Source organism: Halocella sp. SP3-1, assembly GCF_003953885.1.
Lineage (GTDB): Bacteria > Bacillota > Halanaerobiia > Halanaerobiales > DTU029 > Iocasia > Iocasia fonsfrigidae.
The window spans coordinates 3,353,175-3,374,831 of sequence record NZ_CP032760.1 but is presented as its reverse complement, the minus strand read 5'-3'; the positions used below and the strand labels follow the sequence as shown (position 1 = coordinate 3,374,831).

At 32.5% G+C, this 21,657-nt stretch carries 19 protein-coding genes; all 19 read left to right on the top strand.

Translation table 11 applies throughout. The annotated features are described in order from the left end of the window. Positions 1-144: 144 nt before the first annotated feature. Entirely contained in the window at positions 145-897 is a 753-nt protein-coding gene (locus D7D81_RS16015; protein WP_125992292.1) for an outer membrane lipoprotein-sorting protein, read from the top strand. Positions 898-958: 61 nt separating this feature from the next. Continuing rightward, positions 959-2,164 (top strand): DUF1302 family protein, encoded by a 1,206-nt coding sequence (locus tag D7D81_RS16010; RefSeq protein WP_125991042.1) that lies wholly within the window; start codon positions 959-961, stop codon positions 2,162-2,164. 33 nt (positions 2,165-2,197) lie between these two features. Then, positions 2,198-4,642, top strand: a complete 2,445-nt coding sequence (locus D7D81_RS16005) for an efflux RND transporter permease subunit (protein ID WP_125991041.1) — start codon at positions 2,198-2,200, stop codon at positions 4,640-4,642. A 646-nt stretch (positions 4,643-5,288) separates the two neighbouring features. Further along, positions 5,289-5,870 carry an MptD family putative ECF transporter S component gene (locus D7D81_RS16000; RefSeq protein ID WP_125991040.1) on the top strand — a complete coding sequence of 194 codons (582 nt, stop codon included), beginning with the start codon at positions 5,289-5,291 and terminating at the stop codon, positions 5,868-5,870. Next, the gene (locus tag D7D81_RS15995; protein ID WP_125991039.1) at positions 5,870-6,229 is read left to right on the top strand and encodes an energy-coupling factor transporter transmembrane component T family protein; all 360 of its coding nucleotides are present in this window, start codon (positions 5,870-5,872) and stop codon (positions 6,227-6,229) included. Before D7D81_RS16000 ends, D7D81_RS15995 begins: the two co-directional genes overlap by 1 nt. Then, entirely contained in the window at positions 6,192-7,010 is an 819-nt protein-coding gene (locus D7D81_RS15990; RefSeq protein ID WP_205739245.1) for an ATP-binding cassette domain-containing protein, read from the top strand. Before D7D81_RS15995 ends, D7D81_RS15990 begins: the two co-directional genes overlap by 38 nt. After that, positions 7,000-7,779: an ATP-binding cassette domain-containing protein gene (locus D7D81_RS15985; RefSeq protein ID WP_125991037.1), complete on the top strand. Its 780-nt coding sequence runs from the start codon at positions 7,000-7,002 to the stop codon at positions 7,777-7,779. Before D7D81_RS15990 ends, D7D81_RS15985 begins: the two co-directional genes overlap by 11 nt. A 54-nt stretch (positions 7,780-7,833) precedes the next feature. Further along, positions 7,834-7,971, top strand: coding sequence for a hypothetical protein (locus D7D81_RS19620; protein WP_164522300.1), 138 nt, complete (start codon positions 7,834-7,836; stop codon positions 7,969-7,971). A 48-nt stretch (positions 7,972-8,019) separates the two neighbouring features. Continuing rightward, positions 8,020-8,997, top strand: a complete 978-nt coding sequence (locus D7D81_RS15980; protein ID WP_125991036.1) for a helix-turn-helix transcriptional regulator — start codon at positions 8,020-8,022, stop codon at positions 8,995-8,997. A 780-nt stretch (positions 8,998-9,777) separates the two neighbouring features. Next, positions 9,778-10,533 (top strand): flavodoxin family protein, encoded by a 756-nt coding sequence (locus tag D7D81_RS15975; RefSeq protein WP_164522299.1) that lies wholly within the window; start codon positions 9,778-9,780, stop codon positions 10,531-10,533. 604 nt (positions 10,534-11,137) lie between these two features. Next, positions 11,138-12,208 carry an IS30 family transposase gene (locus tag D7D81_RS15970; RefSeq protein ID WP_125987663.1) on the top strand — a complete coding sequence of 357 codons (1,071 nt, stop codon included), beginning with the start codon at positions 11,138-11,140 and terminating at the stop codon, positions 12,206-12,208. A 254-nt stretch (positions 12,209-12,462) separates the two neighbouring features. Then, the gene (locus D7D81_RS15965; protein WP_164522298.1) at positions 12,463-13,713 is read left to right on the top strand and encodes a putative manganese transporter; all 1,251 of its coding nucleotides are present in this window, start codon (positions 12,463-12,465) and stop codon (positions 13,711-13,713) included. Positions 13,714-14,238: 525 nt separating this feature from the next. Next, positions 14,239-14,874: a MotA/TolQ/ExbB proton channel family protein gene (locus D7D81_RS15960; protein ID WP_125991033.1), complete on the top strand. Its 636-nt coding sequence runs from the start codon at positions 14,239-14,241 to the stop codon at positions 14,872-14,874. After that, the gene (locus D7D81_RS15955) at positions 14,864-15,289 is read left to right on the top strand and encodes an ExbD/TolR family protein (RefSeq protein WP_125991032.1); all 426 of its coding nucleotides are present in this window, start codon (positions 14,864-14,866) and stop codon (positions 15,287-15,289) included. The genes D7D81_RS15960 and D7D81_RS15955 overlap by 11 nt, the downstream gene beginning before the upstream one ends. 58 nt (positions 15,290-15,347) lie before the next feature. Then, positions 15,348-16,073 carry an energy transducer TonB gene (locus D7D81_RS15950; protein ID WP_164522296.1) on the top strand — a complete coding sequence of 242 codons (726 nt, stop codon included), beginning with the start codon at positions 15,348-15,350 and terminating at the stop codon, positions 16,071-16,073. 75 nt (positions 16,074-16,148) lie between these two features. Then, the gene (locus tag D7D81_RS15945; protein ID WP_205739244.1) at positions 16,149-18,230 is read left to right on the top strand and encodes a TonB-dependent receptor; all 2,082 of its coding nucleotides are present in this window, start codon (positions 16,149-16,151) and stop codon (positions 18,228-18,230) included. A 565-nt stretch (positions 18,231-18,795) separates the two neighbouring features. Continuing rightward, positions 18,796-19,431: a ZinT/AdcA family metal-binding protein gene (locus tag D7D81_RS15940; RefSeq protein WP_125991030.1), complete on the top strand. Its 636-nt coding sequence runs from the start codon at positions 18,796-18,798 to the stop codon at positions 19,429-19,431. 101 nt (positions 19,432-19,532) lie between these two features. Continuing rightward, a complete protein-coding gene (locus D7D81_RS15935; RefSeq protein ID WP_125991029.1) occupies positions 19,533-20,534 on the top strand; it encodes a helix-turn-helix transcriptional regulator in 1,002 nt (333 codons plus the stop codon). Between the two features lie 478 nt (positions 20,535-21,012). After that, on the top strand, positions 21,013-21,489 hold the full coding sequence (locus D7D81_RS15930) for a MarR family winged helix-turn-helix transcriptional regulator (protein ID WP_125991028.1): 477 nt from the start codon (positions 21,013-21,015) through the stop codon (positions 21,487-21,489). The last annotated feature ends 168 nt before the right edge of the window (positions 21,490-21,657 follow it).

Genomic DNA, 21,657 nt, shown 5'->3' with positions numbered 1-21,657 from the left:
GTTAGTTAAAAGATACTAAATTAATTTTGATATTATATACATGCTTTAGGTTAACCTAAATAATTTAATGTTTTTGAGTAGGACATATTAAATTAAGGAGTGATTAAGTTGACAAAGAGAATTTTGCTTTTGACTGTGTTATTAATGTTAATAATAGCTAATTTTACCCAGGCTTCAGGTCTGACAGGGAGAGATATTATGGTGAAGGTTGATAATAGGGATGATGGTGATACAAGGAAGGCAAAAATGGTAATGACCTTAATCAATAAGGTCGGTGATAAGCGGATAAGAGAGGTAGTAAGTTATCAGAAAGACTATGGGAAAGACACTAAAGCAATTATGATCTTTGAAAGCCCGGGAGATGTGAAGGGTACAGGTTATTTAAGCTGGGAGTATGATGACGAGGATAAGGAAGATAATAGATGGCTTTATATGCCTGCTTTACGAAAAATAAGGAGAATCAGTGGGAGTTCCAATGATGACTATTTTATGGGAACAGATTTCACCTATGATGATATGGGAGACAGGAATGTAGATGAAGATGAGCATACCTTATTGCGAGAAGAAGAGCTAAATGGGTATCAATGCTGGGTTATTCAATCAATTCCTAAAGAAATTGATGAAGGGGATTATAGCAAGAAGCTATCCTGGATAAGACAGGATATAGCTATGGCAATAAAGACTGACTACTATAACGAATATGGTTTACTAAAAACCTACCAGGCTAAAGATATTGTCGAGATAGATGGGATCTGGACCCCTAAACAAAGGTTAATGGTTAACAAACAGGATGAACACCAGACTATTATAGATATGACAGAACTTAAATTTAATGTAGCAATGGATGATAATCTATTTAGGACCTCAATGTTAAAACGGGGGAATATCAGATATTAGTGAAATGACCAATAAAATTGCCAGTTGATAATACCAGCTGGCAATTAGCTGGAGGTGTAGGATGAGAAAACTGCTAGTATTTTCCTTATTAATTATAGTGTTTTTAATTTTTGCAGTTAATAATGTTTTAGCTCAGGGAATGCAGTTTGATGGTTTTTTAGAAAGCTATTATTCGATAAAATTAAAAGACGATCATGATTTTATTGGTGAACGTTCAAGGTTTAGATTAAATCTTAGGAATAGTAGTGATAATATGTATATGTTTGCCTCTTTAAATGGGGTTAGTAATGGAATAATAGAAGACGATGAGTTAGAAGTAGAGATTCATGAAGCCTATCTTGAATATACCCGGCCCCTGTGGGACGTAAAAATTGGCAGACAGATCTATAGCTGGGGGAAGGCAGATGGAGTAAGGATAACTGATGTACTCTCCCCCTGTGACTATAGTGAATATATTACCAGGGATTTTGATGAGATAAGGATCCCGGTAGATTCAGTAAAATACAGATATTTGTTTCCTATGGCTGATTTAGAGTTAGTCTGGATTCCTACCTTTACAGAGCCAGTATATCCTGAGGATGAGGATAATCCCTGGTATGTAAGTAGGCAAGACAATATTACCATAAATCCAGCAGAAGAAGTTGAAGATGAGTTAGGAAATAGTGAACTGGCAGCAAGACTATCCTTTTATCTAAACGGAATAGACTTTTCCTTTTCAACAGCCTATTTATGGGATGACGAAGCTGTCTATCATAAAACAGGTACTACCTTTACACCAGAATACCACCGTTTAAGATTCTATGGTCTTGATTTATCAAAACCAGTAAATGATTTTGTAATCAGGTTTGAATCAGCCTATTATCAGGGGAAATATTTTTCTGCTGATAGTTATGGACTGTTGGAAAGGGATTATGTCCATTCTTTAGCAGGGTTAGACTGGTATCCTGGAAACAACTGGACAGTAACTACCCAGTATATCAATAAACATATTTTTGATTATGAGGATGAAATAGAAGAAGATGAGAGTCAAGATACTTTAACATTAAGTATAAGCAAGAAATTATTCAGGGAAGTCCTTGAAGTTAAAAATATGGTTTACTATGAACCTGATGAGCAAGATGGTTTTAATAGAATTTCTATAGATTATGCAGTTAATGACAACTTTCATTTCTTAACGGGGATAGATTATTTCTTTGGGAATGAAGGGGAGTTTGCAAACTATGATGATAATGATTCATTATGGGTAAAGGTTAAATATGATTTTTAGTTTACATAACTTAAGTGAGGTGAGTGTTTAAAGATGGATTTAGAGAAGATCAATGCAAGATTTAGATTATTAGGGAAGAAAGTAATTAAATATCGTTATTTAGTCTTAATTATATTTGCTATTTTTGTGGGTTTTAGCTTTATGGGATTAAAAGGGATAGAAAAAGATTCATCTAATGATGCCTGGTATTTCGATGATGATCCAGTAATAGTATTAGAGGATAGATTTGAGAAGATGTTTGGCAATACAGATATATGTGCAGTACATATTCAGGTTGATAATGTTTTCAAGAAGGAAAATCTAGCAAAAGTAAGGGAGTTAACATATGAATTAGAACATGAAGTTCCTATGGTAGATGAGGTTACTTCGATTACAGACTTTGAATTTGTGACAGGAACAGACTGGGGTATAGATGTAGGAGACCTTATTCCTGAAGAGATACCAGCTGATAAGGAGACGTTAGAGGGATTAAAGCAAAAAGCCTTAGCTAAAAAAACACTTTATAATAGACTGGTATCTGATGATGCTAAAGAGACATGGGTTCTAGTTGAATTAAGGAAAGATCCAGATAATTGGCGAAAAAATAAAGATTATTTGACTTATTTACAGAATAAAGCTAAAGAATATCCCAAACTATATCAAGGATTTAATCTATCGTCAGAGCCGGTTGCTCCTAATTATATTACGGGAAAGATAGCAAATAGGATTGCCCGGCAAGATAAGTATCAGAGCTTAAATCCCAGAACCACAGGGACAGCCTGTATGACGGTAGATAAGAGGGATTTTTTTCTCAAAGAGACCCCGGGATTGATGAAATTGGGGCTAATTATTTCTATAATTCTATTGGGGGTATTTTTACGCTCTTTTAGGGGGGTGGTTTTCCCAATTGTCATAGCTATAGGAGCAATGGTTATTACCTTAGGGATTGAAGGATATTTTAAGACAACAGTCCAGCCTTCGGTTCTCCCTATGCCTTTATTTTTAGGTTTAGCTGTGGCAGTCGGTTATTCAATCCACCTCTTTAACTTTTTTAAAAAAGAGTTCTTAAGGACAGGGAAAAGGAAAGAAGCAGTAATAACTGCCATAGAAAAGACAGGCTGGCCGCTTTTATTTACAGCCTTAACAACGATCTGTGCCTTAATGTCTTTTGCCTTTATTAAGATAAAGGTATTAAATTGGATGGGTTATACTACTGCCTTAATAGTAGCCCTTACCTATTTATTGACTGTTTTAGTTTTCGCTATTGTTTTGAGTTTTGGTAGAGATAGAAAATCTTCTCATAAATTAGTCGAGGAGGAGGGTAGTGGTTTAGAAGGCAAATTAGCTGCTTTGGGCAAATGGATTTTGAAGAATACTATGCCAATAATTTCTGTTTCTATTATTCTAACTCTAATATTTGTCTATGGACTAACAAAAACAGAAGTGGATTTTGATAATGAAAGGACAATGGGGAGAAAGGTTCCTTTTGTAGATAGGATGATAAGTGTAGGAGAAACGAAAATTGGCTCTATGATTAATTATGATATTGGGATTGAATTTACAGAGGATAATGTAGTTAAAGACCCGGAATTTTTACAGAGATTAGATAGTTTTGTTCAAGAGATTGAAGGATTTTCTTTGACTAAAAGGACTACTTCTATTTTAAATATCTTAAAAGACCTAAATCAGGTCTTAAATGAGGATAATCCTGCATATTACAAAATACCAGAGACAAGACCAATGATAGCCCAGACCTTACTTTTGTATGAAAATGCAGGGGGGGATGAGTTAGACAAGTGGGTTGACTATAATTATAAAAAGTTACGGATCAGGGTTGAAATCTCTAAATTTCGGCAAAAAGAACTATTAGCTGAACACCAGAGAATAGAAGAATTAGGAAAAGAACTTTTTCCTGAGGCCAAGGTATTTATTAGTGGTTCTGGTGCTAAATATACTGATATGAGTTATAAGGTTTCGATAGGACAGGTAAAGGCCTTTTTAATTGGTTTAATAGTAATAGCTTTCTTAATGATGCTTGTCTTTGGCAGTGTTAAAGTTGGTTTGATAGGGCTTATTCCCAATATTTCACCGGTTTTAGCTGTTGGGGGTGTCATGGGTATTTTTAGTATACCTTTTGATATGATTACAGCGACACTTATGCCGATGATAATGGGGCTAGCAGTTGATGATACAATCCACTTTATTAATCATGCTAAATATGAGTATCAACAGAGAGGGGACTATGTTTTGTCTATCGAACATACCTTTAGAGTAGTTGGTAAATCCCTATTTATGACCTCTCTGGTATTGATTTTTAATTTTGCAGCCTATTTAAGCTCTATTGCAAAATTATATATTCACTTTGGAGTTTTAGCCGGTGTGGGTATTCTGGCAGCACTCCTGGCGGATTATTTTGTAACCCCAGTGTGTTTAAATATGATTAAACCCTTTGATAAGAAATATGAAAAAATAATTGATGAGTCAAAGGATTTTTTATAAGCTATAAAGGCACAAAAGATATCTGTGTCATTTCAATGACACAGATATCTTTTGTTTTTGAATACATTATGAATTAATAAGAAATGATGGATTATATAAAAAACTTTGGAATGTTCAGGAACAGGCGAAAGAATGAAAAATTAGTGGATAGCTGTCTTGCTTTAAGTTGTTTAATTGATATATGTACTATAATTTTTAAAAAGGTATCTGTATAATATAACACTAATAGAAATATCTTTGGTTTGTAACTATATTAATTGTTCTTAATTTATATTTTAGAATTATAACAAATATTAGTAAGTATTATCAAGTAAATGGAATATATTTAAATATATTAAGAGATAAAAAGGAAGTGTGGCCTTGACATTTATAAATATGCATATTAAAATATAAACGAAATGAAAATGAAAGCTATTATCATTTTTAATTAATTTTTAGGTTCACCTAAAGTATTTTTTGTTCCTTATTTTAAAATTACTACAATAGAATAATCCAGGAAGGATTTTGATGAAAGACTTATATAAAGTGTTGCCACCATTTGCCTCAGATTATTCTGGAGTATGTTCGGTTTTGCTTGAAATAGGTGGTATTTTGGTAATGGGATGAAAAGGCAAATTAAATATTAATAAACCAGGGGGTTTGAATTATGAGTGAGAAACTGGAAGTGCAAGATTTGATCAATGTCGGTATTTTTACAGCGCTTTATTTTCTTATTATGTTTGCAAGTGGAATGCTTGGTTTTATTCCGATTATATTTCTTTTTTTTCCATTATATATGCCTATCATATCTTCAATTCCATTTATGCTTTTTTTAACAAAGGTTAAAAAATTTGGTATGGTGACAATTATGTCTATTATTTTAGGTCTTTTAATGTTTGCAACTGGACATACATGGGTACCGCTTGTCGCGACAATTATATGTGGATTTTTTGCTGATTTAATTTTCAAGGCTGGTAAATATCAAAGTTTTAAGCATACTGTGTTAGGATATAGTATTTTCAGTTTCTGGTTAATGGGGGCAATGCTTCCTCTGTGGATTATGCGCGACAGTTATTTCGCTTATATTCGGGAGAGTATGGGTAAGGAATATGCAAATGCTATTTTTACCATGACTCCAGTTTGGATCGCCTATGTTATGGTTGGAGTAATATTTATTGCTGGCATAATAGGGGCTTTTTTTGGTAAAGCAATTTTAAAAAAACATTTTAAGAGGGCAGGAATTTTGTAATGCAGAAGGAAATTTTACGAAGTGTTGAGGCTAATACTTACTTCAAATTGGATCCAAGAACAAAACTAATGCTGATGTTGATAATTAATATTAGTATTTTTGGAGGGGCTATTATCTATATTATGCTGCTTATGGCAGCAATTCCTTTGTTTCTTTTATTTGTGAATAAAAAAATAAAGCCGGCTTTATATTGTACCCTTGCATATACTCTTGCTATTTTAATTAATGAATTTCTTGTTCCAGTTACCTATGGGATCCTGAATATTTTCATTGTAATGGTTTCAGGTATGTATGCTATATCGGATGATGCCTGGATTTATTATGGGATATTATCTTATAAGCACGACAACAGTAAGTGAATTTATAGCATCAATGGAGCATATGCATGTACCACAGAAAATAATCATTCCTATGGCGGTTATGTTTCGTTTTTTCCCTACAATTGGGGAGGAGGCCCGTTCTATTAGTAATGCTATGCGAATGAGAAGAGTAGGTTTTAGCTCTGGTGGTTTTTTCAATGGGGAATCTGGTTGTGGAAAAACTACTCTTACAAGGTTGATAAATGGCTTGATACCCAATTATTATGAAGGTTTCTTGACAGGTGAAATATTAATTAACGGTCGGGCAATTCATAAATTGCCTCTCTATGAGACGTCCAAAGTGGTAGGATCGGTTTTTCAAAACCCACGTTCTCAGTTTTTTAATGTAGATACTACAAGTGAGCTTGCCTTTGCTTGTGAGAATATGGGTTTGTCTGTAGAAGAAATAAAACAACGAATAAGAAAAACTGTTTTTTATTTTAATATAGAGATACTGATGAATAGAAGTATTTTTCACTTGTCAGGTGGAGAAAAACAAAAAATTGCCTGTGCGTCTGTTTCAACAGTCAGTCCTGATATATTTGTGCTTGACGAGCCGTCTTCCAATCTGGATGTAACAGCGATTGATGATCTGCGACAACTTATTGAAATGTGGAAAAGCCAGGGTAAAACCATTATTATTGCGGAACATCGCTTATATTTTATGCGTGAACTGGCTGACCGTATTCTGTATATGAAAAATGGTAAAATCGAAAGAGAGTTAAATAACAAAGAAATAAAAAAAAATCAATTTAGAAAAATTTTCAGACATGGGGCTTAGGCCGCTTTTTTGGGAAAGTTTAACACGAGATAAGCGGGCAGTAATTGCAAAATCAGAGGATTTGTGCCTGAACGATTTTGTCTTTTCTTATAAAAATGAATCTCCTCTTATTAAGATAGATTCGCTAACAATACCAAGAAGTAGTACCGTTGCTGTAATTGGATACAATGGGGCTGGCAAATCAACCTTTGCCAGATGTCTCTGTGGATTGGAGAAAAGCTGCCAAGGGACTATATCCCTTTGTGGTAAGGTATATAAGGGAAGAGAACGTTTGAAGCAGTGTTATATGGTTATGCAGGATGTCAATCATCAGCTTTTTACAGAAAGTGTCCTTGATGAGATTTTATTGAGCATGGATGAACCTGATACGGTAAAGGCGGAAAGTATTTTAAGTAGCCTTGACCTGTTAGCAATGAAAGACCTGCATCCCATGTCCTTATCAGGTGGTCAAAAACAGCGGGTGGCAATTGCCAGTGCCATTGCTTCAAAGAAAGAGATTATAATCTTTGATGAACCTACCAGTGGGCTTGACTTGCGCCATATGAAAGAAGTGGCCGATAATATAAAACGGCTTCAACAGATGGGGAAAACCCTATTTATCATTTCCCATGATTTAGAATTGATACTTGAGAGTTGTACCCATGTTATACATTTTGAAAAAGGAAAGGTAATAGCTAATTATCCTTTAGATGATAAAGGTGAAAGTAAGATTAAATCATTTTTTTGTATTGAAGATTTTGAGAATATTGTTAATAAAGGGATATCATAATCTTTTAAAACACAATGGAGTTTTAAATATAATACATTTTCAGGAGGGAAAATAATGAGCAAATTATTAATTTTAATTAGTATGGTGTTTGGACTTTTTATTGTTTGTCCGCGCATGGCGGGAATTATAAATAAATTCATTGATAAGGCAGCCAGGAAACCATCGGGATGGTTTTATAACAAAAACTTTTGAAAGGAGAGTAAGATTACACAACTTTACCTATGTGTATATCATACGACAATGACTAGTAATAATATTATAGATTATTTTATAAAAGCGCCTGCGGAAATGAATTTTATTTTATTTTCTGAACTTTCAACAGAATTCGAAAAATGCTATAAACTACACCCTGATTTTGGTAATGGTTTTTTTCGTGTTTTTATATCTAATGGGGAGTTTATTGTACTTAATGCTAATTACAAACCTAATTATAATTTTGAAAAAGTATCTGAAATACAACATGATTATATTGAAATAAGTAAATTTAATACTACATCGAGTGCATATAAAGTTGGAAGAAGAAATATTAAGAAGGTAGATGCAGGTATTCTATGTTTTGTTAATACAAACAAATTAGTTCATGTCTATTGTGAAAAGAATCAACCAGTAGAGTTTACAAAGATTATTTTATTAAAAGAATATTTTGATGAATTTCTTAGAGGGCGTTACGGTAATTATAAGGATTTTACAACTGCCTTTAAATACCTGGCTCGTACCCCATCATCACCAGAACTTAACTTTATATTTAATCAAATTAAAAGTTGTAAAGCAAAAGGATTATCGCAAAAAATATATTTAGAGAGTAAAATTTTAGAAATTCTTTCTATAGTTACCCATGATCAAGCTGAAAAATGGGAAAAAGAGCATATTGCTGTAAGGCTTACTAAGACAGATAAAAGACTTTTAGTAAAATGTGAAAAATATCTTCGAGATAATATAGGAGAATTTTCCGGTCTTGATAAATTGGCTCATCTTGCTAAGATGAGTAATTCAAGATTTTTACTTGCTTTTCGACAATATTTTGGTACAACTCCTTATCAATATTTAAAGGACTTGAGAATGAATGCTGCCTTAACATTATTACTTGATACCGACGACAGCATAACTTCTATAGCTGAGGTGCTTGGGTACAAAAATAGTGGACATTTTTCTGGCATATTTAAAAACTATTACGGTATGACACCTGGAGAATATCGAAGATATCATTATGTAAAATAGGAGCCTATATGGCAAGCTCCTATATTTATTCTGTTTCCTTTATATTATAAGCGTCTTGTATAATTGATTGTTGCCATCCAAAAACTCAGCTACGGATTTAGTTAGTATTGTCCAATTACGGGCTGTTTTAAACTCCCTACGGTCAAACAAAAAAACAGTCTTTTTCGTAATTGACCATACTAAATCCTGCAACCTTAATTTTCTTGTATGGTCTATTTAAATAGGGAGTCCCTAGGTGCTCCGTTTTAATTAGCTGGTCAACAATTCAATTATGCAAAAGTTCTATTATGAAAGAGTCTTATATCATAAATTACAGGAATACTATAAAAATCGTAATTTTAATAGTATTAATATATAGAGTGATTTGTTTTTTTATAGGGAATAAGACTAGCAGGTTTTTCAACACCAGCTAGTCTTTTGTTATTTTATTTTGTTGACATAATTCATTGCTTCCTTCTATCTGTTCCTACCAAACTAAATTATCCATTATGGATTATAATACTATCATAATAGTACATTTTATTATCATGATATTTTAAAATTAAATAATTTTTATACGAGTAAAACGTTATAAAATAAAGGTTTTCTTATGTTTTTACAATAATCACTTAAGATTGGGAGTGACATTGCAATCGGGTTGATGATTGATTATAATAAAACCAACATTGTTAGTTTATTTTATTTTTAGAAAGGTGGAATTCATGTGGAAAAATTAAAAAAAGCAACCTTGTGTTGGATGAATACAAAGGGAATGGAATATTTGAAAGGCGGGTGTTTAAGTTGAAAAAAATAACAGCTGTTATTGGTAGCCCAAATGATAAAAAATCAAATACTTGTACAATGGTTCGTGATTTTATAGATACTGTAAAACAGTATTATTCTGATATTGAAAGTGAGGTAATATCTTTAGGAATAAATAAAGTGGAGCCATGTCGTGGGTGTTGGAATTGTTTTAAGACCGGGGAATGTGTATATAAAAATGATTTGTTACCTGAAATAAGAGATAAAATATTAAATTGTGATTTTTTAATTTTAGGAACTCCTGTCTATGAACAAACTGTAACAGGACAAACAAAGATTTTATTTGATCGACTTATGATGTGGATTCATCTAATAGGTTTGATGGGGAAACCAACAATTACTGCTGTAACATCAGCGGGAGATGGTATAAAATCTTGCCAGGAATATTTGGATCTGATTGTACAATTTATGGGTTGTATTTTAGTTGGTCAATTAGAAGGTATTGGATTGCAGCCGGGATACTTTCCAGAACGCCAAAAATATGTAGAAAAATATAAATATCTTGCGAAAAAAACTGCAAGTATTTTAAGCGAAAAAAAAGAAGCTAAACCAAGCAAAATGAATGAACATGCTTTTGAACATATGAAACAACATTTGCTTTGTCAAACTAAAAAATCAGGAGAAAATAATTTTACGGAATATTCTTTTTACGAACACGAATATTGGGAAGAAAAAGGTTGGCTAACAATGACCTATCAAGAAGCTCTACAGGCAGAAAAAAGTTTGCATCCATAAAAAGTTTCATTAGGTCGAGGTCGTGTTTTCATGGGATTCATGGTAGATTTTTGAAAACTGCTTATACACTGATTATTTTTGAATTAATAGACTAAAAGCAGGCCAGTATAAGGGTAGAATAACAATTAGTAAAATGGAGGGTAGGATACTTTCAAAGTATCTGAGAAACTCCGTCTGGTATGACTAAAGTATCCAACCAGAGCCATTGAAGAAATCAGTTGAAATCTATATAGCCCAAAACCATGCTTAACTTGACAAACTATGCTGGATATTGAATTAACATTCAATATTACAAAATTAATTGTGTGGCTTAAATACTGAAGGATGTTATAAAAAATGATGGTTTGTTGAGTAATATCAATTGTGTATTCTTTCAGATTGTTTGAAAAGCATAACATTGAATCATTTAGCTAGAGCAGAAGGTAGCCAAAATTTAAAGGATGCCCCGATTTTAAAAACAATTTTTAAATAGTTAAATACCCTAAATACCTCCAAAATTGAAACATTGTATAATTAAATGCACGGGGTAATAAAAAAATAGACACATATCTGTATCTTCGATATAATGTTAAGCACCACACAAAACATTAGGAGGATACAGAATATGCGTCAAACTCATTATAACATACAAAGAAAAAAAGGAAAACACTTAACTCTAGAAGATAGAAAAATCATAGCTCATTTATATAATAAGCAAGGAAAAAATTATACTGAGATAGCCCGAGAGATGAACTGCCATAGAACCACTATTAGTAGAGAAATTAAAAAAGGAATTACAATCCTAAAGGACTACATGTGGAGAGATAAGGGAGAATATATTCCTGAGATAGCTCAGGGTGTATATGATACTAATGCATCAGCAAAAGGGCCTAAACTTAAAATAGGAAAAAACTTTGATTTAGCAAGTTTTATAGAAGAAAAAATTAAAGAGAAATATTCACCAGAAGTAATAGCATTAATGATTGATGAAAGTGATAAATTTGATATATCAATTCATTGGAAAACAATTTATAATTATATAGATCAAGGGATATTACAGATTGAAAGAAATAACTTAATCTATGGTGAATATAGAAAGAAAAAAAGGAAGCCGAAAGAGAGTCAAAGAACAAAAAATCATAAACAAAACAGGACAATAAGAGACCGACCAAATGAAGCAGATAAGCGGCAAGAGGTTGGACATTGGGAGATGGATTTAGTTGAAGGCAGAAAGGGCAAGAATGAACCATATTTACTTGTATTGAGTGAAAGAACAAGTCGTAAAGAGATAATAGAATTAATTCCAAATAAAACCCAGGAATCAGTGATAAAAGGCCTAGATAGAATTGAGCGACGCCATGGAGTAGTTAAATTTAGAAAGATATTTAAAACAATTACAACAGACAATGGGTCTGAATTTAAAGATTATGAGGGTATTGAAGAGTCTTTTACAGGGAGTAGTATTCCTAGGACAAAACAGTATTATTGTGATGCATACTGCAGCTGGCAAAGAGGAACAAATGAGAACATAAATAAGATGATCCGTAGGTTTCTACCCAAAGGGATTAGCTTCAAAGGATTAACCAGAAATAAAGTTAAAAGAATACAAGAATTTATAAATACCTACCCGAGAAAAATCTTTGAGTTCAAAACGTCTAGAGAAATATTTAAGGAAAAGACATTTAATGTTGCTTAACATATATTAACAAATATTGAAGATGAAAATATTTTAAGAAACCGTGCATTTTAACTTGCAATTAATAATACCTCCAAAATTATATTTATTATTTGACAGTTATATTAGAATATAGTATAATAACCATATAATGATAATGAAAATCATTATCAAATAACTCTTAAAAATCTATAAACAAACTATTTTTTATAAAAAAATTTGTATTATAGAAATAAAACATTATGATAATTAGATAGAAGTTGGAGGGATTTATTTTGAATGAAATTTTAGATATAATTTTAGGGTGTGCTGAGGGGGCTTTTCTGGAAGTAGGTTCTTTTGTTGGGGCAGTTTTGTTACTTTTTGGCTATATAAATTATAAGAAATCAGGTAACTTTGTTAGGGCAATTGAAAAATCAACGAAATGGCAACCGATTATTGGGGCATTATTGGGTTTGTCACCGGGTTGTGGTGGAGCTATTTTTGTAATGCCTTTATTTGTAAGGGGTACTGTTAGTTTTGGTACGGTTATTGCAACCTTAATTGCTACTATGGGTGATTCAGCTTTTCTTATAATTTCTACCCTGCCTTTACATTATTTATTAGTAAGTATTATATCATTTCTTGTAGCAATAATCACTGGCTATATTGTTGATTATTGCCAATTGGCTGACAAACTCTTATTAAATAAAGTAAGGATTCCCTTAAAAGAAAGAGAAGAAATGCATTCGATGGTTGATCATTCAATACAGGAGATAGAATGTAGTGGTATTGAGAATTATAATTGTAAAACCATTAGACACCTCGGGCATGAAGAAGGAGATGAAATTGATCTAGCACTTCACCATATGGCTAAAGGGCACGAAAAACAGAGTGGTTTTGCTTACAAATTTACTCATAGTGCCTATAAATTCTACTGGTTTTTTGTTTCAATTGGTCTGGTGTTTGGCATTATGCTACTAATGCAGATAAATGTTAATGACTTGTTTATATCTAACTTAGGAATGATTGTAGGTGTAGGGGGAACTCTTTTTTCTATTTTACTGATGCTGATGGGTAAAAAAAGTATACAGGATGATACCCATGAAGAAACAGAATTAAAGCTGATGTCTTTAAAGGAAACATTAATACATAATGCTGAAGAGACAGCTTTTGTAATAACATGGGTTTTTGTAGCTTACCTGGTCTATGAGCTAGGTATTTTTGCCTTAGGAGGCGGTTCTTATGTTGTAGGCGAAGAAATTTTAACTAATTTTATGCTGTCTACTGGATTATTGACTATAATAATTGGGGCTGCTATTGGACTAATTCCTGGTTGTGGTCCACAGATAATATTTGTTGCCTTATATACAAAAGGATTAATACCTTTTGCCGCCTTACTGGCAAATACCATATCTCAGGATGGAGATGCCTTATTCCCACTCCTGGCTATTGATAGAAAATCGTCTCTCTGGGCTACTGTTATTACTACTATACCAGCTCTTTTTGTTGGGATAATTTATTATTTTATAGAAATTCATTTATAGAAATAAATATTTGACAACACAAAAAAAACATAGTAAAATAAAGCTAAGTGAAATTGGAATTTATTCTCAAATAAAGAGAAGAATTTTGTTTTGTATTTATGGAAACCTTAAATATTAAAACAGGAGGTGTTATCAGAATAGCAAGTTATGTATTATGAAACAAAAAATTATTAACAAAAAAACTAGAGGTAATAAATAGTGAAAAGCAAAACAATATTACTTTTATTAGGTTGGCCTAAAAATGAGAAATAGGGTGTATGCTGCATATAATTTAATCTTACAAAGATTATTTAGTCCTTATGTTTTTAGTGATTTATTGATTTGACTTATTATTTTCTGTATACAATAAGATAATAGAATAAAGGAATATTTTATGAAACTGAGACAATATTTTTTTAATTCAAAGTTAGGAATACCTAAATAATTTGGAGTTTTATTTAGTACTGGCAGAGTACTATTATTATAAATTAATGGGAGGTAGAGAAAATTAATATTTATTTATTGTTTGAAAAAGGCGGGGTTTTAATGTACCCATTATTAATATGTTCTAGTATTGTTTTGGCTATTGTATTAGAGAGATGGTATTATTTTAAAAAACTTAAAAATTATTCTAATGAAATGTTAGAGCAGGTTGGTATTTTAGTTCAGCAGGAGAAGTTTTCGGAAGCAATACGAATTAGTCAAGCTAAAAATTGCCCGGTCTCTCAGGTTATTAGTGCTGGAATTGAGCAGCATGAAAAATCACAGGAAGAGCGCGATAAAATACTATTTCGAATTGGTTCAAGAGAATTACGAAAGATGTCAAGGAATATTAGGGGTTTAGGCATTGTGGCACATGTTTCTCCTCTGATTGGTCTCCTGGGAACTGTTGCTGGTATGATTGAGGCCTTTAAAAAGATTCAGGAATTAGGAGGAAGTGTAGACCCGGTAGTATTAGCGGGAGGTATTTGGGCGGCATTAATTACTACTGCTACTGGTCTAACAGTAGCTATTCCTGCCATGATTTTTTACCATTATTTTGAGGGTAAAATTGATCGCTATTATGCCCAGATGAAAGAGTCAGTTCAACTTTTATCAGAATGGTTAGGGGAAACCCCTGTAGATTTTGATGAAAGTAATGAAACTATAAATACTAAGGAGGATATTGAATATGGAATTTGACAGGCCAAAGGGTGTAGAGATGCATCTTGATATCGCTCCTTTAATAGACATTGTGTTTATGCTTCTTCTATTTTTTATGCTAACCTCTAGTTTTGTAACTGATAATGGTATTGAACTAAATTTGCCACAGGCAGAGACTGGAAAGATTCAGGAAGAAAGTGAACCGGTGGTTATATATATTGATCAAGATCAACGAATTTTTTTAGATAAAGAAACATTTGAACTTGAGCAGTTAGAGAAATCGCTTGCAGAAAAATTAAAAAATAGTCAGCTGAAAAAAGTTGTACTCAAATCTGATGAAGCTGTGCCAATGGGATTTGTGGTAAAGGTAATGGATATTGCACGGCAGGCGAAAGGAGAAAATTTAATTATTTCAACCAGGAAAGTAGAAGGTGTGATGCATGGGGAGGAATGATAATCTTATTCAATTAGCATTGTTATTTGCTTTGGGTATTCATTGTTTATTTTTACTTGTGGCCTGGAACTTATATGAGGTTCCTCCTGAATTTGTTGAAACACCACTTGAAATCTCTATTGAGTTCGAAGAACCCGAGCCTATGCCAGAAGAAGCAGAGGAAGTGATTGAGGAACCCGAGCCTATGCCAGAAGAAGCAGAGGAAGTGATTGAGGAACCCGAGCCTATGCCAGAAGAAGCAGAGGAAGTGATTGAGGAACCCGAGCCTATGCCAGAAGAAGTAGAGGAAGTGATTGAAGAGCCCGAGCCTACTCCAGAAGAACCAAAGAAAGTTGTTGAAGAATCAGAGCCTATAGTAGAGGGACAAGAAGAAAAAGTAGTTGAAAAATCTAAGGCTAATGTAGAAAATAACGAGTCCTCATCTAAAGACACAAAATCTACTGTTGAAGATGAAGCAGCTTCATCTGAAAGTCAAAATGAAATTCAAAGACTACAAGTTCCCGAAAGTTATTTTCAGATTGTAATAAAAAAAATTATTTCTGCTCAAAGTTATCCTCGTTTTGCCCAAAAGCGGGGAATAGAGGGGGAAATTCGATTAGAATTTATAATTTGGGGTAATGGAAAATTGAAGGATGTAAAAGTAATTGATTCGTCTGGATATTCAATTTTAGATAAAGCAGCAGTATCTACAATTAAACGGGCAGCATCTTTTCCGCCAGTACCAGACAAAGACGATGATGATTTAGTTACGATGCATATTACAATTGTGTTTGAGTTGGAATAGTAAGTGTTTAGTATATGAGTTTAAGGTTTAGAGAGATAATTATTTTTATTTAATAAAAAGAAGGAGGAATTGATAATGTTGAGAAATTATAATCGAGTTTTGGGATTGCTTATGATCTGTTTTATATTAATGGCTGTTAGTGTACCGATAAATGCAGAGGAGAGTTCTGAGGATGAGGTTGAATATGAATTAGAGACTGTTAAAGTAACTGCAGAAAAACAACAAGAAGAGAATGTTCAGGAAGTGCCAATGAGTATCACTGCTTTTGATGAATTTGATCTTCAGGATAAAAAGATTGAATCAGTAGAGGAAATAGCTAATTATGTTCCTAATCTAATGATTTTTAATAATGGATCTTGGGGGATGAATTCTCCAACTATGCGAGGACTTTCTGCACCTGCTGAATCCTTTACTGTATCTACTGGAATGTTTATAGATGGTGTCCCTGTCTTAATGGCTACTGGATTTGATGATGGATTAATCGATGTTGAAAGGGTAGAAGTACTTAGAGGACCACAGGGGACATTATATGGGAAGAATACAGAAACAGGGGTAATTAATATTATTACACGCCAACCTGATAATCAATTTAGAGGAAAAGTCTCCGTTGAAGGTGCTAAGCTATTATCTGGTGAAGCTGGAGATCTTTTGACAGATAATTTTACCTTAAATGTTAGCGGACCACTGCAAGAGGATAAACTGTTTTTTAATATAGCAGCTCAATATGACCAAGAGGATGGTTTTATTGAAAATATAGTTACTGGTGATACAGTTGATGACAGAGAGTCTTGGTTTGGAAAAGCTAATTTACGATGGACGCCTACTGAAGAACTTGATATCTCCTTTAGTACTTCACGATTAAAACGTGATGATGGTGCGGTAAGGATGACTTTAGGAGAAGCAGGAGCTGCTGCCTATGGTCTTCCTGGACAGGAGGATCGTTATGTTTCATCTAATGTAGAGGGGTATACTAAATCAACTTCAAATGCACAATCATTTCAAGTTGAATATGATTTTGGTAATTCATTGAAATTAACTTCTGTTACTGCTAGAAGGGTGTATAATGAAGATACTTTTGATGACTGGGATTTTAGTCAAATGACATTGATGCATAGTTATAAAGATAATGAATATAAAAAAATATTTCAAGAATTGCGATTGGATTCGTCTTCTGAAAAATTGAAATGGTTGCTTGGTTTGTATTTTGACAAAGACAATAATAATTTTGATTATGTGACAGAGTCTGATTATCCGACAATGGCATCTACGATTAATCGCGAGTTTACAGGAGAATCCTATTCTGTCTTCGGACAGGTTAACTATAATCTGACACCAAAAGCTAATTTGATTGGTGGTTTGCGTTATGAAAAACAGAAACAGGAATATAAGAATAATATTTTTAATACAAAAACTGATGACTCGTGGAATGAAATTTCTCCTAAAATAGCTTATGAATACAATTTGACGCCTTCGCTTATGACTTATGCGAGTGTTTCAAAAGGATACCGTTCTGGAGGATTTAATGCTTTTGCTACAGATTCAGAGTATATTAGTTATGATGAAGAGAAACTATGGTCCTATGAAATTGGAGCTAAGCGTACATTTTTCAAGAATCGGATTATTTTAAATGGTAACCTGTATTATATGGATATCAGTGATATGCAAGTTACAGAAGCTGTTTCACAGAATGAATCATATTTAACCAATGCAGCAGAGGCAACATCTAAAGGGGTTGAATTTGATATGACAGCTAGAGTTTCTAGGAATTTAACCTTGATGGTTGGATATGGGTATAATGATATTAAATTTGATAACTTCAAGGATGCACTGGGCAACTATAAAGGTAACAGGAATCCCTATGCTCCAGAGCATACTTTCAATATTGGAGCTCAATATAGAAATTTCAATGGCTTTTATGCTAGAACTGATTTGATTGGTTATGGAGAGATGTATTTTGATAAAGCTAATGAATATTCTAGGGATGCTTACGAGATTGTTAATGCTAAGATAGGGTATGAAACAGAAAACTATGATATCTATCTTTATGGTAAAAACATTTTTGATAAAGAATATAATTCCTATGGATATTACAGTGGGTATTATACAATTTACAGTGATCCAGGAGAGATTGGTTTAGGTTTGACTTATAGGTTTTAGTTGGATTAGGATTTGAGGATAAATATAATATGGATACCTATAAAAGTAAGTAATATATTTTTGGAGACTGTTGAAAATGGATTTCATTATTGATTGATGTTTAGTAATTATTTTATTTTTTAATGGTATATAGGTTTGAAAAGTAAAAAAGTTAGGGTGTTATTATTAACTTTAACTAAGCCAAAAAATGGGAAAGGGCATTCTAGTGTAAGACTTACTAAGATAGATAAAAGTCTTTTAGTGAAATGTCAAAAAAAGTTTTAGAATAATATATGGAAATTTCCTGGTCTTGATAAATTATCTTAGATTGCTAAAATGAGTATTAAATTTAGCGAGTTGAGGCATAGAAATTAATTTAATAAAAAATAAATATTGACAATATAAAAAAACATAGTAAAATAGAATTAAATGAAATTGAAAATTATTCTCAAATAAATAGGAGGATTATTTTTTATTTTGTATTTAGGGAAACCTAACATATTAAAATAGGAGGTGTTATCGGAATAGTTAAGTTATATCTTATGAAACAAAAGATTATTAACCAAAAAACTAGAGGTGATAAATAGTGAAAAGCAAAAAAATATTATTTTCTATGATGGTAATGGTGTTTTTGGTATTGCTTGTTCCTGCTTTTATTTCGGCTGATGATAATGTTGTATCTGATTTGTTACCATGGAAAGGTAATAATGAAACATATATTAATCTGTTTAATACAGAGAGTGGAAATAGTTTTTTTGAAGAGGTAGCCAATTATGCCGATGGTTATGATGGTGAGATGGTATATAATTATTTTGCAAAAATGTATGAAACATCTTTTTCGACAATGAAGATAGTTGATGCTGAAACAGTTATTTTTGATGATGAAATCGAGGCTAAATACCAGTATATTGGTAATTTTAATACTGCCTGGGGTGAATATAGTATTAGCTGGTATATTTTCAGGACTGAGAATAATGAGGCAATAAAGGCGGGGTATAAGCATTTAATTATGATGCCTTATCATGGTGACGGAGATGGCATGAAACACTGCCATATGCGTTACGGTAACCAAAATTTTGATTTTTTAACTACTGATCTGTCAGTAGTAGATTGGTGGCCGACATTATTTAAAACTTACCAGGTCGATAAAGAAGAAGTTGTTCAGGGAATGATGAAGCAGGTTAAAATGTATTCTTCTATGCTCCCTCCATTAGTAAAATAATTAAATATATCCCCTTTCTCTCTTGAAGGAAGGGGATATATTTATAGTTAAGTTGTTAGCTGTAAGATTATTTAAGGGTAGAGATAATTAGGGGTGATAGCATGGAAGCATATAAATTTGAGGATACAGAAGATTATTTTAATAAATTAGATAAAAAGATTGGTTTATTAAAAAAAGTGAATGGTATTAATATTAACAGATACAAGATTAATGATAAATTAGGAAAAGGTTATTTCAAATACCTTGATTTTGGAAATGGCATTGAGCTGGTAATGACAGAATTTGAGTTACTTGAAGATATTGAATTTGAATATAAACTGATGAAAAAGGGATTTGAGTTAATTTATTGTATGGAGGGCAATATTTTTTGTAGAGATTATAATTTAAGAAGTGATGTTAGTATAAACCCTGGTGAGACTCATTTCTGGAGAAGTAATGTTAATAATGAAGGCTGGATGAAATATCCTAAAGATACCAATATTAGCATTGTTAATGTATATTTTAGTGAAACCTTTTTTGAAAAACTATCATACAGTGGATCCCAAAAAGTCAAAAAAATGATTTGTGATAATAACTCGCTTCAGATTACCAAAAGACTTAATATGCCAGCAATAATTGTACCTTTTGAGCAAATTGCGAAAAGCAGCTGGGATCGTGGGTTGATTAGTGAAGTGTTATATCTGCAGAGTAAAGCGATAGAGATAATTTCCTTATTTGTGAATAATGAATTTTTCAAGAAGAAAAGCAATGATAATAGTATTATTATTAAAAAAGAAGATATAGCAAAACTAAGAGAAGTAAAATCTCTTATCTCTAAAAATTTGCTTGAACCATTATCAATTGATGAATTATCACAACGAGTGGGTTTGAATACCTTTAAATTGAAAAAGGGTTTTAAAGAGATATATAAAACAACAGTTTTTTCCTATCTGCGGTCACTGCGAATGGAGAAAGCCAGGGAATATCTACTTAAAGATAATGATAATATTTTAGAGATAGCTAATAATGTAGGTTATTCAAATTCCAGTCATTTTGCTGCTGCTTTTAGAAATAAGTATGGGGTGAATCCCAGTGTTTATAGAGAAAAAGTGAGAGACATATAATTTTAATTTAAAAATGGTCTTTATAAAAACCTTATATCGGTCAGATGTAAGGTTTTTTGCTAATATAGCTAAAATTATCTGTTTAAAACTAAAACAGATAACGCTGTTAATAATTGAGTGAAAAAAATATTCTTCAGGGTCGAAAGGAAATATAATTATGTTTTAAAATTAAACAGGGTAGGATGATATAGATATCAAATATTCTCTAAAATGTCATAGTTAGAAGATGAAAATCTTGTACAAAAGGGAAATCATAATCAACTTCTAGAAGAAGAGGGGAAATATAAATATAAGGACTTCTGGGATACGAGTGAAGGCCAAAAGCTGGGAAATTAGTAAAGCTGTTTTGAAAATTAGTAATAAATGGTTTGCTACTTCCTTTGGAAAAATTTGAAAAGGTAGTAAGGGAATTTATACAAAAATTCATGGTTATAAATATTGGATTGACAAAAGTGTATAGCAGCTATATAATTGTTTTATGATGAATATGAAATTCAAAAGAAGAACAAAAATTAGCTGTACCCTACTGCGAGTGATGAGTGAGCTTTCAAAGTTTGACAAACAGACTCGCCGCTATGGGACTGATGAACATCTTTTTGATGCAGAGATTCATATGATAAAGTCTGTTAAGGAGAATGAAGGTATTCACGTGACAGGGCTTGCAGAATTGTTAGGGGTGACGAAAGGAGCTGTTTCCCAGATTATTATGAAGCTCCAGAAAAAGGGTATGATCATCAAGGACACGGACCCGCACAATCTGTCAAGGCTTATGCTCCGACTGACTTCAAAGGGTGAAACGGCCTATCTGCATCATGAAAAGTTTCATCAGGAGCTTGACGACCTTGTAAATGAAATTTTGGACGAGGCCACAGAGGATAACAAAGCATTTTTAAAAGGCTTTTTAGATTCTCTTGAAGAAAAATTGAGAGACTTTAATGGAGGGGGAAAAGCATGAAGGTTCTGGTGATTGAGTACAAATAGAAGTAGATTGTAAAGGTATCTATCTGCTTAATCAATAAAGAAGTCATATTTTTTACAGAATGAGTATAGCAACTATACACATTCTGCCAGGGACTTGTGATTTGTTTTGCTGAAGTTTGATATAACGACAATAAGCTAAAAA

Excerpts from the sequence above, each read along its gene's own strand:
- D7D81_RS16015 (WP_125992292.1), top strand. The coding sequence starts at position 145 with ATGTTAATAATAGCTAATTTTACCCAGGCTTCAGGTCTGACAGGGAGA.
- D7D81_RS16010 (WP_125991042.1), top strand. The coding sequence starts at position 959 with ATGAGAAAACTGCTAGTATTTTCCTTATTAATTATAGTGTTTTTAATT.
- D7D81_RS16005 (WP_125991041.1), top strand. The coding sequence starts at position 2,198 with ATGGATTTAGAGAAGATCAATGCAAGATTTAGATTATTAGGGAAGAAA.
- D7D81_RS16000 (WP_125991040.1), top strand. The coding sequence starts at position 5,289 with ATGAGTGAGAAACTGGAAGTGCAAGATTTGATCAATGTCGGTATTTTT.
- D7D81_RS15995 (WP_125991039.1), top strand. The coding sequence starts at position 5,870 with ATGCAGAAGGAAATTTTACGAAGTGTTGAGGCTAATACTTACTTCAAA.
- D7D81_RS15990 (WP_205739245.1), top strand. The coding sequence starts at position 6,192 with ATGGGATATTATCTTATAAGCACGACAACAGTAAGTGAATTTATAGCA.
- D7D81_RS15985 (WP_125991037.1), top strand. The coding sequence starts at position 7,000 with ATGGGGCTTAGGCCGCTTTTTTGGGAAAGTTTAACACGAGATAAGCGG.
- D7D81_RS19620 (WP_164522300.1), top strand. The coding sequence starts at position 7,834 with ATGAGCAAATTATTAATTTTAATTAGTATGGTGTTTGGACTTTTTATT.
- D7D81_RS15980 (WP_125991036.1), top strand. The coding sequence starts at position 8,020 with ATGACTAGTAATAATATTATAGATTATTTTATAAAAGCGCCTGCGGAA.
- D7D81_RS15970 (WP_125987663.1), top strand. The coding sequence starts at position 11,138 with ATGCGTCAAACTCATTATAACATACAAAGAAAAAAAGGAAAACACTTA.
- D7D81_RS15960 (WP_125991033.1), top strand. The coding sequence starts at position 14,239 with ATGTACCCATTATTAATATGTTCTAGTATTGTTTTGGCTATTGTATTA.
- D7D81_RS15955 (WP_125991032.1), top strand. The coding sequence starts at position 14,864 with ATGGAATTTGACAGGCCAAAGGGTGTAGAGATGCATCTTGATATCGCT.
- D7D81_RS15945 (WP_205739244.1), top strand. The coding sequence starts at position 16,149 with ATGTTGAGAAATTATAATCGAGTTTTGGGATTGCTTATGATCTGTTTT.
- D7D81_RS15935 (WP_125991029.1), top strand. The coding sequence starts at position 19,533 with ATGGAAGCATATAAATTTGAGGATACAGAAGATTATTTTAATAAATTA.
- D7D81_RS15930 (WP_125991028.1), top strand. The coding sequence starts at position 21,013 with ATGATGAATATGAAATTCAAAAGAAGAACAAAAATTAGCTGTACCCTA.